General features: G+C 37.6%; 12 protein-coding genes and 2 pseudogenes. 2 read left to right on the top strand and 12 right to left on the bottom strand.

The window, feature by feature from the left end; translation table 11 throughout:
• The first annotated feature begins 21 nt into the window (after positions 1-21).
• Together H346_RS0103325 and yidC are read left to right on the top strand one after the other, a co-directional pair.
• Entirely contained in the window at positions 22-300 is a 279-nt protein-coding gene (locus H346_RS0103325; RefSeq protein ID WP_027969834.1) for an acylphosphatase, read from the top strand.
• An 83-nt stretch (positions 301-383) separates the two neighbouring features.
• Positions 384-1310, top strand: a complete 927-nt coding sequence (gene yidC / locus H346_RS0103330; protein ID WP_027969835.1) for a membrane protein insertase YidC — start codon at positions 384-386, stop codon at positions 1308-1310.
• A gap of 317 nt (positions 1311-1627) precedes the next feature.
• Here yidC and greA read toward each other — a convergent pair whose 3' ends face one another.
• The 12 genes and pseudogenes from greA to nrdR all read right to left on the bottom strand — a co-directional run bounded on the left by greA (position 1628) and on the right by nrdR (position 14639).
• Positions 1628-2110: a transcription elongation factor GreA gene (greA, locus tag H346_RS0103335; RefSeq protein ID WP_027969836.1), complete on the bottom strand. Its 483-nt coding sequence runs from the start codon at positions 2108-2110 to the stop codon at positions 1628-1630.
• Positions 2111-2176: 66 nt separating this feature from the next.
• Positions 2177-3316: pseudogene (mltG, locus tag H346_RS0103340) on the bottom strand (endolytic transglycosylase MltG); the annotation flags it as partial.
• A gap of 195 nt (positions 3317-3511) precedes the next feature.
• Positions 3512-3748: pseudogene (locus H346_RS11020) on the bottom strand (endolytic transglycosylase MltG); the annotation flags it as partial.
• A 111-nt stretch (positions 3749-3859) separates the two neighbouring features.
• Positions 3860-4342: a GNAT family N-acetyltransferase gene (locus tag H346_RS0103345; RefSeq protein ID WP_027969838.1), complete on the bottom strand. Its 483-nt coding sequence runs from the start codon at positions 4340-4342 to the stop codon at positions 3860-3862.
• A gap of 43 nt (positions 4343-4385) precedes the next feature.
• On the bottom strand, positions 4386-5717 hold the full coding sequence (gene murC, locus H346_RS0103350) for a UDP-N-acetylmuramate--L-alanine ligase (RefSeq protein WP_027969839.1): 1332 nt from the start codon (positions 5715-5717) through the stop codon (positions 4386-4388).
• A 41-nt stretch (positions 5718-5758) separates the two neighbouring features.
• Positions 5759-6364 carry a divisome accessory protein ZapJ gene (gene zapJ, locus H346_RS0103355; RefSeq protein ID WP_027969840.1) on the bottom strand — a complete coding sequence of 202 codons (606 nt, stop codon included), beginning with the start codon at positions 6362-6364 and terminating at the stop codon, positions 5759-5761.
• A 279-nt stretch (positions 6365-6643) separates the two neighbouring features.
• Positions 6644-9742, bottom strand: coding sequence for a pilus expression-regulating Snf2 family helicase (locus tag H346_RS0103360; protein WP_027969841.1), 3099 nt, complete (start codon positions 9740-9742; stop codon positions 6644-6646).
• A gap of 386 nt (positions 9743-10128) precedes the next feature.
• Positions 10129-10626 (bottom strand): VanZ family protein, encoded by a 498-nt coding sequence (locus H346_RS09615; RefSeq protein WP_051188347.1) that lies wholly within the window; start codon positions 10624-10626, stop codon positions 10129-10131.
• A gap of 87 nt (positions 10627-10713) precedes the next feature.
• The gene (gene der, locus H346_RS0103370; protein WP_027969842.1) at positions 10714-12024 is read right to left on the bottom strand and encodes a ribosome biogenesis GTPase Der; all 1311 of its coding nucleotides are present in this window, start codon (positions 12022-12024) and stop codon (positions 10714-10716) included.
• 55 nt (positions 12025-12079) lie between these two features.
• The gene (gene dnaI / locus H346_RS0103375; RefSeq protein ID WP_027969843.1) at positions 12080-12982 is read right to left on the bottom strand and encodes a primosomal protein DnaI; all 903 of its coding nucleotides are present in this window, start codon (positions 12980-12982) and stop codon (positions 12080-12082) included.
• A complete protein-coding gene (locus tag H346_RS0103380) occupies positions 12983-14161 on the bottom strand; it encodes a DnaD domain protein (protein WP_027969844.1) in 1179 nt (392 codons plus the stop codon).
• Entirely contained in the window at positions 14145-14639 is a 495-nt protein-coding gene (gene nrdR / locus H346_RS0103385; protein ID WP_027969845.1) for a transcriptional regulator NrdR, read from the bottom strand. Before nrdR ends, H346_RS0103380 begins: the two co-directional genes overlap by 17 nt.
• Positions 14640-14682: the final 43 nt, after the last annotated feature.

Consider the following 14682-nt stretch of genomic DNA (forward strand, 5'->3'; position numbering starts at 1 on the left):
AACGTTTACAAGGAGGGGAAAATGAAAAAAGTTCGCTTACTTATCTCTGGTCGCGTTCAAGGAGTCGGCTTTCGCTATGCCACTTATACCTTAGCACTGAAGATTGGAGATATTTATGGACGTGTTTGGAATAACACTGATGGTACAGTTGAAATCTTAGTCCAATCTGATAAGGCTGATAAGATGGCAACATTTATCCAAGAAGTCCGAAAAGGTCCCTCAAAATGGTCAAAAGTAACCTATGTTGATGTCACCCTGGCTAACTTCGAAGATTTTCACGACTTTCAAATGCGCCATTAAAAATCAAACTTTAGAACTGTTGTGAATTTGTTAAAAAAACAGTAAAATAGAAAAGCATATTAAAAAATAAAAGGATAAACACATTGAAACTAAAATTAAATCACATCCTCTTTTCAGGACTAGCGCTATCTATCCTATTTACCTTGACAGGTTGTGTCGGTAGAGATGCGAAAGGAAACCCAAGTGGTACAATTTGGAATTTCCTAGGAAAACCGATGTCTTACTTCATTGACTATTTCGCTAACAATATTGGCTTAGGTTATGGACTTGCCATAATCATCGTAACTATTGTTGTTAGAACCATTATCTTGCCACTCGGTCTTTACCAGTCATGGAAAGCAAGTTACCAATCTGAAAAAATGGCTTACTTAAAACCTATTTTTGACCCAATTAATAAGCGTGTAAAACAGGCAAGTACCCAAGAAGAAAAGATGGCTGCTCAAACTGAACTAATGGCTGTGCAACGCGCGCATGGTATTAATCCTCTCGGAGGAATTGGCTGTCTGCCACTCCTTATTCAGATGCCATTTTTCTCTGCCATGTACTTCGCCGCTCAGTTTACAAAGGGGGTTTCCACAAGTAACTTTATGGGAATTGACCTTGGTAACCGTAGCTTGATTTTAACTACTATTATTGCTGCCCTTTATTTCTTGCAATCTTGGTTATCAATGATGGCAGTTTCTGAAGAGCAACGTGAACAAATGAAAACCATGATGTACACCATGCCAATCATGATGATTTTCATGTCATTCTCACTTCCTGCAGGTGTTGGTTTGTATTGGTTAGTTGGTGGTTTCTTCAGTATTATCCAGCAACTCATCACAACTTACCTGTTGAAACCTCGCTTACGTAAGCAAATTGAAGAAGAATATGCTAAAAATCCTCCCAAGTCATACCAAACCACCAGTCCTCGTAAAGATGTAACCGCATCACAAGACCTATCGCAAGCTATTATGCCTGCTAAAAAAGCAAAGTCAAATCGTAATGCTGGTAAACAACGAAAACGTTAAATGTATTTGACAAAAACAAACCCTAACACAATTAGTGGTATTAGGGTCAGCTTGAAGAAAATTGTCCAAAAGGAACAATGTCTTCAGGCTTTTTTCATTCTATAAAAACTCCTAAAAAAGCTATACCGTAATATTTTAAAGCCTAGTAGTCCCCTTTCGTATACTGCAAAAATGTTGCTCATAGCATGATGTGAAGCAAATCACCAATACTAACAATAAATGGTCGGCATTCCCTTACAGCGATATTCAGTCGGGCAATCAAAAAGCCATTACCAACCAAAGCACTTAACGGCTAGGTAGGCAATGACACACTGATATTAATTGGTTTTTTCAACACTGATAATTTCGACTTCATAAGTCGCCGCCGGTGACTCAATTTTAACTTTATCACCCGTTTTCTTGCCAATTAAAGCTTGGGCAATTGGGCTTTCATTTGAAATTTTTCCTGAGAAAATATCGGCTCCAGCAGCTCCAACAATATGATAAGTATCTTTTATTTTTGTCCCAGTTTCTTGAACAATAACGGTTTTCCCGATAGCAACTTCATCTTTAGCAACGGCATCACTATCAATGATTTCAGCATAACGAATCTTTGTTTCAAGTGTTGAAATTTGACCTTCAACAAATGCTTGCTCGTCTTTAGCCGCATCGTACTCTGAGTTTTCCGAAAGGTCTCCATACGAACGAGCAATTTTAATACGTTCCACAATTTCTGGGCGACGAACGAGTTTTAATTCTTCTAACTCTTTTTCAAGTTGTTCTTTTTCTGTTAAGGTCATTGGGTAAGTTTTTTCAGCCATGTTATCTCTCTTTTCTTTTTTTCTAATCAGAAACACAAACATGATGCCTAGACATCATGTTTGTGTTTACTGAATTTGACTATTCACGTATTTCTCAACATTTGCAGAGTGCTCTTCAAATGTTTTTGCGTAGTAGACTTCACCAGTACGGACATTTGCCACAAAGTATAAATAATCCGTTGAGGCTGGATTAATAGTTGCTTCAATAGCCGATAGCCCAGGGCTATCAACTGGACCAGGCATTAAGCCTGTATTGGTATAAACATTATAAGGAGAATTGATAGTCGTGTCAATAGCCGCATCTTCAGCTAGCGTTGTTTTTTCTCCAAGTTTTCCCATCGCATATAAAATAGCAATGTTAGATTGGAGTGCCATTCCCTTATTGATACGATTATAGAAAACACTTGCAATTTGGCGCCTGTCCTCATCTGTTGCACCTTCTTTTTCAACCAATGACGCAAGGGTTAACACCTCATTTACGGTTTTACCACTTGAAGCAATGCGAGCATAATATGGTGCTAAAGCGGCATCTGTGGTTGCTAACATATCTTCTACAAGGCTCTTCATCGTGGTTTCCTTGTAATATTTATAAGTAGCTGGGAAAAGATAGCCCTCCAGACGGTAAATCGCTGTTTCTTTTGTTGGAATACCTGCCAAAAGTTTAGGGTATTTCTTAACCATATCCTGAATAAATTGCTCATCTTTAATCAAGTCCAAGAAAGCCTTAGAAGTAAAAGGTGTTTTTGCTTTTTTGTCTTTCCCTTTATTATTCACTTCCACAGCCTTGGCGATTTGTTTAATGGTATAACCTTCTGGGATTAAAATTTTCCCCAGAGATGGTTTGGTTGGTTCTGCTGTTCCACCTTCTTGCAAAGCTTTGGCGATTTCTTCCAAACTCATGTTTTTTTGTAAGTTATAGTAACCACTTTGAAAATTAGTAAAATTTTTAAATTTAGTGTAAAAATTAAAAACTGCACTATTTTTAATCAGTCCTTTTTTTTGCAGAATTTGTCCAATCAGTTTATTCCCAGACCCCGAAGGTATCTCGACCTGCACAAATTCTTTACTACTTTTATCAACAGGACTAAGGGCGGTATAAACATAAGCTGTCCCCGCTAGCCCAATGACTAAAATAGCAATGACAATTGAACCAATCAGTATCGTTGAAATTTTTTTTGCCATATGATCTGCTTGTTGACGTCTATTTGCTGTTCGTCCTAATGAATTTCCCTGAACAGTCTCATTTCCTTTCGTTTTTCTGATGGTTTCTTTCAAAGGGGATGACTCCCTCTCTGACCCATCCTCGGTAATCAGACTGTCTCTTAAGCCAGTCATATCATTTACTAGATTAGCTTTAGAATCAGCCGTTTCCTCGAAAATAGGGGCTATGCCAGCAACATCACTTGCTTTGACATCTTTTTTTGCTGACTGGTCTTTTAAAAAATCCTGCCGTTTGTAGTCAGCATAGAGACGTGCCATTCTACGATCTGATTCTTTTTCTTCTAATTCTTTTTGAAAAAGCGCTTCTTCTTTTGCTTTTCTGATTTGATTTGCTTTTTCCAACTCAGCAAAAATCTGTTCTTTAAAACTTCTTTTCTGCTCTTTTTGTCCATCATCCTTAAAATCGGTCAAAGCCAATCCTCCTAAACATAATCAACCGCCATTATAACTTAAAAGCGCTACAAATGCAATTAAATCACGCATTTGTTACTTATTTTTAACAAATAATCTGCCAAAATATCGTAGTATTTAAGGTTGCCAAATCATTTGATACCAGGTAGCCCCACCATGTTTAGATTCTGATAGCCCTTGATTAGTAAAACCATTCATTTCATAATAAGGAATTAAATAATCATGACAAGTCAAAATAATACCTTCTCTTTGTTGAGATACCACCAAATCTTTCATAGCAGCTAAAAGTGCAATTCCTATTCCCTGCTGTTGGAAGGCTTTAGCAATTGACAGACTTGTGATAGCAATATAACCACCATTTTCGTTATTCTTTGTTACCCCATGAAATAGATGATCTTCTAGAACAGGATCAGCAATAGCCGGTCCCTCCACATAACCAACAAGTTGCTGGTCAATAACAGCCACTAAAAAGGTATCTGAAATAAGATCTATACGCTCCTTAATGACTTCCTTAGTTGTTGCTTCTTGTGGTGAAAAATTATCACTTTCAATCTCAGCAATGGCTCCCCAATCAGCTTGTTGAACTTGTCTAATTAACATGTCAAACTCCTTTAAAACGAGAAAACCTGCCTAGGCAGGGATTTTATTGATTATTTTTAGTTAAGTTCGCGAGTAATTCTTCAAATGATCGTTCGTACAACTGAATATCTCCAGCTCCCATAAAGACATAGACCACATTGTCGTGATCAAGTAGGGGTGAAACATTCTCTACCGTTATCACTTGTGATGGTTTAACAATTTTAGCTGCTAAATCTTCAACTTTGACCTCACCCTTATCAACTTCACGTGCCGAGCCATAGATTTGGGCCAAATAAACACTGTCAGCCTCATTTAAAGCAAATGCAAAATCATCCAACAAGGCAATCGTACGGGTGAAGGTATGGGGTTGGAAAATCGCCACAATTTCTTTACTTGGGTATTTCTGCCTCGCAGCATCAATCGTTGCCACAATTTCTGTTGGATGGTGAGCAAAATCATCAATAATGATAGTATCATTGATAATTTTCTCTGTAAAACGCCGTTTGACCCCTGAAAATGTCTTTAAATGTTCAGCAACAAGTTCCATATCAATGCCCGCCACAAATAAATTAGCAATAACCGCAGTGGCATTCAAAACATTATGACGACCATAAGCAGGTACATGGAAATGACCAAGCACCTGCCCATCATGCTTGATCTTAAAATCTGACCCACTTGTTGTACGAGTAATATCGCAAGCAATAAAATCATTGCTGTCTTTAAAGCCATAATAATAAATCGGCACAGGAGAGGTCACTTTCTTCAATTCCTCATCTTCGCCGTAAACAAACAAAGCCTTTTTAACTTGCTTGGCATAGTCATCGAAGGCATTACGAACATCATCAATGCCTGTAAAATAGTCGGGATGGTCAAAATCAATATTAGTAATAATAGAATACTCTGGGTGATAAGGCATAAAATGACGCTCATATTCGTCAGATTCAAAGACAAAATATTGGGCATTGGCAGAACCACGTCCAGTTCCATCACCAATGAGATAAGCAGTATCTGTAATATTTTTAAGAACATGAGATAACAAACCTGTTGTAGATGTTTTGCCATGAGCACCTGCCACACCAAAACTAGTGAACTGCTTCATAAAATCCCCTAAAAATTCATGGTAACGTTTAAAAGGAATCTGATGTTGAATCGCATAAGCAATTTCGCAGTTATTATCTTCACGGAAGGCATTTCCAGCGATAAGCTCCATATCTTCAGTGATATTATCTTCACTAAAAGGGAGAAGGGTAATACCAGCTTGCTCAAGGTCTCTTTGAGTGAAATAATATTTTTTCACGTCACTACCTTGTACCTTATGCCCCATTTGATGCAACATAAGAGCTAGGGCACTCATTCCCGACCCTTTAATTCCGATAAAATGATAAGTTTTTGACATCTTAACTCCTTTGTTATCTTCATTACGCCTTTGATTTAGCCTTAGTAGAGTTCTTCAAACCGACTTAAATTAAGCTCTTGCGCAATTGTTTTTTCCCGTTGTTCTCTAGTTTCTTTATTATTATAAATTTGACTACGTTTCAAGAAATCGTAGTTATTTTTCTTAACCGTTACCGATTGTGACTGGTTAGGCTCTTTATACATACGAGGAATTTCAGCTAAGATATACTCCTCTTGATGCAACTTATCTGTAAAACGACTCAACTCTGTCATTGGTTTCTTTCTAGAACTGACCGACTCAGTCTGACGACTTTTTTGACCTGCTTGCTTAGAAACATAGGTCATTTCTTTAGCAAGATAAGCCTGTCTCTTTTCTTTAAGATCTTGTCTTGCTCTCAGTCGTGATTCTTTTGCATAATTGCGACTTTCATTGACCTGTTTAGATTGCAAACGATCTGTTGAAGGGAGTTTTTGAGATGGTAACTGGTCTGCAAACTGATGGGGTGTAGTGACAACATCATAATCCTTGTCTTGATAATAGCCGTGGATATTAGTAATGAGGTCTTCATTTTCATATAGAGCCATTTGTTTAGCCATTTCAACAATGGGAACACCATCAGCGACCAGAGGAAATTGATTATTTGTCATCCTTTTCTTATTCTCCCTTCTTGTAGCATTCCCTATTATAACGTAAATGGTCTTATTTTTCAAAGCATTCCTATAAGAATTCTATCTGAATTGATAAGTCAAATCAGGCATTTTGAGGAATAATTAAATGCCTTGAGTACTCATTCTCAAATAACTTTTAACAAAGATAGTAGGGGAAAAGCTGACAAAAACTTCCTAATGACTGCTTCGTTTAAATACATTGTGTCAATGTTACGTAATAATGCATAAAAAATCAGCTTCAAAAAAGAAGCTGACTGCCTAAGGCGCTAAACCTAAAATGACTTTAATTTCTTCAATTGACAGACTTGCTCGACTTTCATTGCCGTCTAGGACAGTTGTCACCAAATGGCGCTTACTTTCTTGAAGTTCCAAAATTTTTTCTTCGATAGTCCACCTAGTGATTAAACGGTAGACTTCCACATTTTCTTTTTGACCAATACGATGGGCACGGCTGATAGCTTGCATCTCAACCGCAGGATTCCACCACAAATCAATCAGAACCACGGTATCAGCTCCGGTTAAATTGAGACCAACTCCTCCTGCTTTTAGAGAAATCAAAAAAGCATCCTTAGAACCATTATTAAAAGCTCGAGTCATTTCTTGACGTTCGTTGGCAGGGGTCGACCCTGTTATCTGGTAAGCTGTTAATCCTAGTGTCTCCATCTCTTGCCTAGCCAAATCCAACATTTTCCGAAATTGAGAAAAGATCAACGCTCGGTGACCACTTTCTTTCATTTGCAAGAGCAAGGTTCTCAAACTCTCTAACTTCCCACTGTCTCCTTTATAATCCATAAAAAGGCTTGGACTATCACAGATCTGTCTCAAACGTGTAATCCCTGATAGAATTTCAATTTTGCGGCGGTTAATGTCAGCATCACTAGCAGATTTAATTTGTTCTTGCATCTGCCTTAATTGAGCCAAGTAAATTGCTTTTTGACTATCTGTCATCTCATTAGAATAATTTACTTCAATCAAGTCAGGTAGTTCCGGTAGAACATCTTCTTTTTTGCGACGCATAATAAAGGGTTTGATGTAACGTGAAACTTGTCTGGCATCCATTTTCAAAAACTCTTTTTTCTTTGGTAAAAGTCCCGGTAACACAATTTGGAAAATGGACCAAATTTCAAGCAGTTTATTTTCAATTGGCGTTCCAGAAAGTGCAAAACAATTTGTGGCATTAAAAGCACGCAAACATTGCGCAATTTTTGTCTGAGCATTCTTAATCACTTGCGCTTCGTCTAAAATCACGTAATCATAATGAAAAGTCTGATAAATATCAAAATCTTGTCTAAATGAGGAATAACTTGTAATTGTAACTTGATGCTCCTCTTGAATAATACAGTCTCGAACCTCCTTGAGTCCGTAAGAAACCACAACATCTAACCTTGGGGTAAACTTGTGGAATTCATCCAACCAATTATAAATTAAACTAGATGGCGATAAGATAAGCACCTTACTTTCTCTTGTCAGTTTACTTGATAAAAATGCAATGGTTTGAAGGGTTTTCCCAAGCCCCATATCGTCGGCTAAAACACCACCAAAACCGTAGTGATCAAGCATGGACAGCCACTTAATTCCTTGGATTTGATAATCGCGAATGTGTGCTTGAACGGCTAAAGGATCGGTCAATGCAAAATTTTCTGGATGCTGCAAATAATGCACTAATTCTTCCAAATCTTCTGAGAAATGGACTGAAGGCATCTCTGAAAACAACTGTGACACCTGCAAGGCAGTAATGCCATCTAATTGCATATGACCATTTTTTAATTGTTTAGCTCTTAATTCTTGCAAACTGCGACTAATCTTTTGAGTCTCGTCGTCAAAAACAACCAGTTTACCAGATTGATTCACAAAGTAAGGATTATTCTGAAAAAGAGCGGCCAGAGCATCGTCAATATCATTTTCAAAAACTGTTGAAAAATCAAAAGAAATATCTAAAAGACCGCCGTTTCGTTCGATAGCAATCCGAGGCGTTTCTTTAAATCTTAATGCTTCCACTGCTTGACTTAATTGAACAGTCCCTAAACGCTTAAAATACGGGATCATCTCTGTGAAAAAAGCATATAAATCTTGAGAGCGACTAAAATTTCTTTGAGAGTAAAATTGCTGTGCAAAACCAAAAAGCTTTAACGAACGGTAAATTTTTTCTTCTTTTTTGTAGTTGCTTGCAAAAGGGAGCTGTCCTAAGCTAGCCTTATGACGGACTTGACAATTCCCATAATCAAAAACTAGTTGACAACTAATATCTTTTTGACCAGTCACATCAAACTGAAAAGTTACCTCAAAATCTCTAATAATAAAACTTTTAGGAGCCTTAACCTGACCAATTTCCTTGAATTCTAATAAACTACTTGCTAATTTTGCCTGATCATCCAAATCAAAATGGATATGTTTGACCAAATCTGCCCCTATTGGCAAACCACGAATCGCTTGAACCATTTTTCGTTGTTTTAAAGACAGATGGTAAAATGTGTCTTGATAAAGAAGGTACTCATTATCAAAAAGGTACTGCATGTTTTTTTCAAAAATTTGCAATTCGATAAACTTACGGTGTACCTCAACCTTAAAATCATAAAGCCCTGACTCTGCATCAAAAGGACGGATAAAAAGACAACGGTAAGTTTGAGAAGGACCCTCAAAACCAAAATCATATAAGGCAGACATGAGGGAAATTCCCTCTTCAAAAAAACCGCTTGATAAGCGTAAATGCCTGGCATGATTAGGAAAAATATACTCGTGGTCCCATTTATCAGAATCCGGAGTTAGACGCCAAAGAAAATAAATGAAATCCTGACTTTCTTGGTCAAATTGCAAAATTGAAAGTTGCTCAAAATAGTTTTTACCAATCTGATAAAATCCTTCTTTTTTAACCAGCTGCAAAAAACTTTTAATATCACGGATCACGTAAGAACGGTCATCTGGCAAACGATTAATTTTTAAACTCCACCAATAATCTGATGAAAAGGGACTACGACTACCTAAAGCAGAGAGACGATATTTCACAGAATCATCCTCATTCATAGCCAAGCTATCCAAAAAAAGACTCCCAAAAGAAGTCATCTTTTTCGTTTCTTTCTTACTCTCAGTTTGACTAGTCAACTGTTCTGAAAACGTTTTGCCTTCTTGATTATTCTTCAAAAAATACTCTAGCGCAGCAATATGATTGCAATATTGCTTAACTTTAAAAAAATCACATTGGCAAACGACATCGGCATCATCAGCCCCATATTGAACCAAATATGTCTCCACTTTCGCCCGAAGAAGCCCGTCGTCTTTGTCATTGATTATTTTGACTAAACCTTGCTCGTAAAGCCCTATACCTTCATTGCGAACACGTCCTGGAATTAATCTAGCCATAACTTTCCCACCTCTTTGCTTATCCCTTTATTATATCAAATTTCAAGTGGGATTTCTTGTAAAAAGACACTTCTTGACACGACAAACGCACGAAGAAAATCTTTTATTGAAAAAACAATGAAAACAGCAAACAGCTATTGCAAGTTTAAATTGTCATTCAATTATGAATATATAAAATTGCCAAAATAGTTTTCTTCCTAAAATGTTAACTAGAAAACGATGCTTTCTGTAAAGTCAAAGAGTTTTTCTGCATTTCAGAACATAATCCTCCTTTTCAGAAAAATCATGATAATTTTTTCTTCATGTGTTTGTCGCATACTTCTTGAAAATCCGTTTCATCACGATAAAAAGCCATGATTTTTGATCACGACTTCTGATTCTAAGATTCATATTAAAGTATTCATCATAACTGCAAAAGCAAAACCAATTAATAATATCGTCACTCCAAAACCATTAATGACCCCTACAAAGGTATGATTATAGCATTTCTTCAAAAAGGCATAAAATACCAGTCCAACAAGGGTTCCAAGACCATTATGAATAATATCCGTAATATCTGCCATTCCAACTCCTGTTAAAAACTGTAAAGCTTCTAATAAAAAGCTAGTGAGAATACCATAGCTTAAAACACGAAAAGTTGTCCGGCTTGGATCCAGTATTTTCAAGTACAACCCAAACGGAACAAAGAGTAACACATTAAAAATCATTTCAAAGGGAACGATTTGATGATTAATCATTAGTGGCTCAGAATACGGAATCCAATTAATGTGGGAAAACCGCCCAAATTGCCAAGAAGAAGCTAAGTCAAATTTGAATAAAATACACCAAACCAACATAAAAAGGTAACAATAAAAAACGGATACGGTCACTTTTCTTTTTCCCATAATTGTCTCCTTAGTTTTTATAACTTATTGATTGAACTGGCGAAAAAAGAGAACTCATCGGCGACAAGACGGATAATTTTCTTTTATTTACTTACGTTTTCGAGCAATTAAATGAATCGGAGTCCCTTCAAAGGTAAAGGCTGCACGAATTTGATTTTCTAAAAAACGTAGGTATGAGAAGTGCATCAGTTCTTCTTCATTGACAAAAACGACAAATGTTGGTGGTTTTACTGCAACTTGTGTGGCATAGAAAATTTTCAACCGTTTGCCCTTATCTGTGGGTGTCGGATTGATGGCAATAGCATCCATAATCACATCATTCAAAACAGCTGATGGGATACGTTTATTTTGACTTTCACTGATACGCTTGATCAAATTGGGTAATTTGTTAAGACGTTGTTTGGTTAGAGCAGACACAAAAATAATTGGGGCATAAGCCAAGAATTGAAATTGATCACGAATATCGGCCTCCCATTGGGTAACGGTGTGATTATCCTTTTCAATGGCATCCCATTTATTAACCACAATAATCAGCCCTTTACCAGCTTCATGGGCAAAACCAGCAATTCGTTTATCGTACTCGCGAATACCTTCTTCAGCATTAATGACCATCAAAACAACATCAGAGCGATCAATGGCACGCATGGCACGCATGACAGAATATTTTTCGGTATTTTCATAGATTTTACCAGATTTGCGCATTCCAGCAGTATCAATCATGGTAAATTCTTGACCATCAGCATCGGTAAAATGTGTATCAATAGCATCACGAGTTGTTCCCGAAACAGGGCTAGCAATCACACGATCTTCCCCTAAAATCGCATTGATCAGACTCGATTTCCCAACATTTGGTCGACCAATCAAACTAAAGCGAATAATGGCATCATTTTCCTCAACTTCCTTAACTGGTAAGTTTTCAATAATCGCATCCAAAACATCGCCTGTACCAATACCGTGAACAGATGATACAGGGTACGGTTCCCCTAGACCAAGGGAATAAAAATCATAAATGTCATTACGCATCTCTGGATTATCAACCTTATTAACAGCCAAAATAACTGGTTTGTTCGTGCGATAAAGGATTTTTGACACATATTCATCTGCGTCTGTCACTCCCTCTTTTCCAGAAACCACAAAGACAATGACATCGGCTTCTTCCATGGCAATTTGAGCTTGGTGTTTGATTTGCTCCATAAATGGTGCTTCAACATCATCAATTCCCCCAGTATCAATTAATGAAAACTGGCGATTCAGCCATTCTCCGGTAGCGTAAATACGATCTCGGGTAACCCCTTCAACATCTTCGACAATTGAAATACGCTCTCCTGCAATTCGATTAAATAACGTGGACTTGCCAACATTTGGACGGCCCACGATGGCAACGGTAGGTAAAACCATGATTCTCCTTTTCTTTGTCTCACAACAAATCTTGTTTTTCTTTTAGGTGCCAATCTTAACGACGATTAACCCCTTCTAAATGAAACTCTCTTGCTAAATAACGCACACGCTCCATGACTCGTTTCGCCTGCCAGGTTTCGTCATTGCCCTTAATGGTCGCCCATTTCCGTTCCAGATCAGCAAAGCTATAATTAGAGGTAAAGAAAGTTGGTAAATTTTCCAACATTCGGTATTGCAAAATTGCCTGTAAAACTTCATCACGAACCCATGATGTGGCTTGCTCCGCCCCAATATCGTCTAAAATTAAAACCGGCACATGCTTAACGGCATCAATCTCTTCCTTAACCGATCCATTTGAGATGGCATTTTTCACATCAATAGCAAAGCTTGGAAAATGCAAGAGAGTAGTTGACACGCCTTTTTTCTCTGACAATTCATGTGCCATCGCAGCCAACAAATAAGATTTGCCAATACCCATATCTCCGTATAAATACAAGCCTTTTTGCTCAGACGACGGGTATTGCTCAACAAAATCTAAAATAGCCGAAAAAGCCGCCATACGACTAGCATTATTGACATCAATATCTGACAAGTGAATGTGACGATAGGATTTTGGCAAACTCACTAACTGAATACGCTCTGAAATAGCCGCCTGTTTTTGGGCCTCAACCAATGCTTTGGTTTCTAAGTAAGACACATCCGCATAGCCTTCATTCATAGCAAGAATAGGCTGATACCCCTTAGCAATGTAGGACTGGTCGCCCGTTTGAAATTTCTGCCTTTCTACCAAAAACTGATTAAACTTAGACAGACTTAAATCAATTTCATCCTGTGACAGCTGATGCTGTCTGATGAATTCTGCCACCTCTGTATCCTCTAGAATAGTCTGGATTAACTGGTCACTATCAATACGACTGCTTGGTTCTAGTGGTTTCATTGCTTTTCCAATCTTCTCCATCTAGTCACCGCCCTTTCTTAGGTTTTCCAATCTTTTTAAAGCGGCTTGTTTAAACTGATCAAGTTTAGCCTGCTCTTCTTGACTTGTTGTTTCTTGATAATCGGGATTGCTCCATTTAGGAATATTTGTCTGGGGTGTTTGTTTAACCTTTGATTGATTTGATGCCTTGCGCTCAACAAAAGAACGCATTTTTAAAATTGCCTCTTCAGCAGTCAATACTTTCTGGTAAGAAAAATCATTAGCAATTTTCATGACATAACTTTTTTGCAAATTGGCAGACTTGGTTTTATTGAACGTGTAAAGAACCATAACATTAATGACATCATCAAGAAAATTCATCTTGGCAAGGGTTCCCAATAGCTCCCTTTCATCTTTGGTCACACTTGCCTGTCTGGCTTTTTTAATTTTTTCTAAGAAAACAAGGGCACTGTCTTGTTTTGCCTCTCGTAAAATAACCTGCTCAGATTGCGAAAATGACCCTTTAACAGTCATCTGAGTGGCTTGATTTTTCTTGATTAGCATTCTCTGCGGCTGAATCTTTCCATTAACTGCCGTAGCTTTTGCCAACTGATAAGTATCAAACCAATTCATATCATGCTGTTCTGCAATGCTGTAAAGGCTTATCACATCTTTTTGACTGTTTTCAAATCGCAAGCCATCACGGGTCATCAACCGTTGAAAACTGTCTAAATCAAAAGATTTCTTAGGCTGCTGAAGCGAACTAAGATTGGAAGTCTCTAAGCCAAAAATATCGGAAAACTTTTTAGAAATGTTTCTCGCTTGACTTGGAATCGTCACTTGCAAGTCAGAAACAGCTAAGTCACCAATTTTTTGTGCCAATAACCTAGAATAAACCGGATGATTCAAAAAGGCTTCATTCCCCAAAGGCTGATGTAATTTAATTAAGTAAGCATCTGGTAACTGATACAAAGCCAAAAGATCCATGGCTGTTAGCATCACAAGAGCTTCCTCAAATCGTTTCATGCCGAATTGCAAATGATTCAAAACATCACTAAACTTATGGCTTTTAGAACCATCATCAAAAAAATGAATCAGGTATTGGTAAACAGCAACAGCATCACTTCCAACAATCGGAAAATAAAGTTGTATCAGGCTCGTTGAATCGTAGGGAACCTTGTTATGCTTAACATAAAAAAAGTCATCAATGGGTTTCATCATTTAAATTACTCTTCTTTTTTCCTCGCACACGATTAGTAATTTGTTGCAAGAGTTCTTCAATTTCATCAACATCTTTGAAACTTTTATAAACACTCGCAAAACGAACGTAGGTAATTTCATCTAGTTCTGCCAATTCATCCATCACCAAGTTTCCAATAACGGTACTTGAAACTTCATTTTCATAAGCTGTGCGGACTTTCTGCTCAATACGAGAAATCAAATTTTCAATATCTGTGCTCGAAACAGGCCGTTTCTGAGCACTTTGAATCACTCCATTTAGAATCTTATCTCTAGAAAATTGTTCTCGTGTTCCATCTTTTTTTATCACTAGCAGCGGGAGAGCCTCCACACGTTCAAACGTCGTAAAACGGGCATGGCATTCTTCGCATTCTCTACGGCGACGGATGGTATTTCCATCCTCGGCTTGTCTACTGTCAACAACACTTGATTTATGATAACTACATTTCGGACAACGCACGCAAACACCCCAATTCTATCAAATTAATCCAGTACTCTATTGT

Source organism: Streptococcus castoreus DSM 17536 (assembly GCF_000425025.1).
GTDB classification, from domain to species: domain Bacteria; phylum Bacillota; class Bacilli; order Lactobacillales; family Streptococcaceae; genus Streptococcus; species Streptococcus castoreus.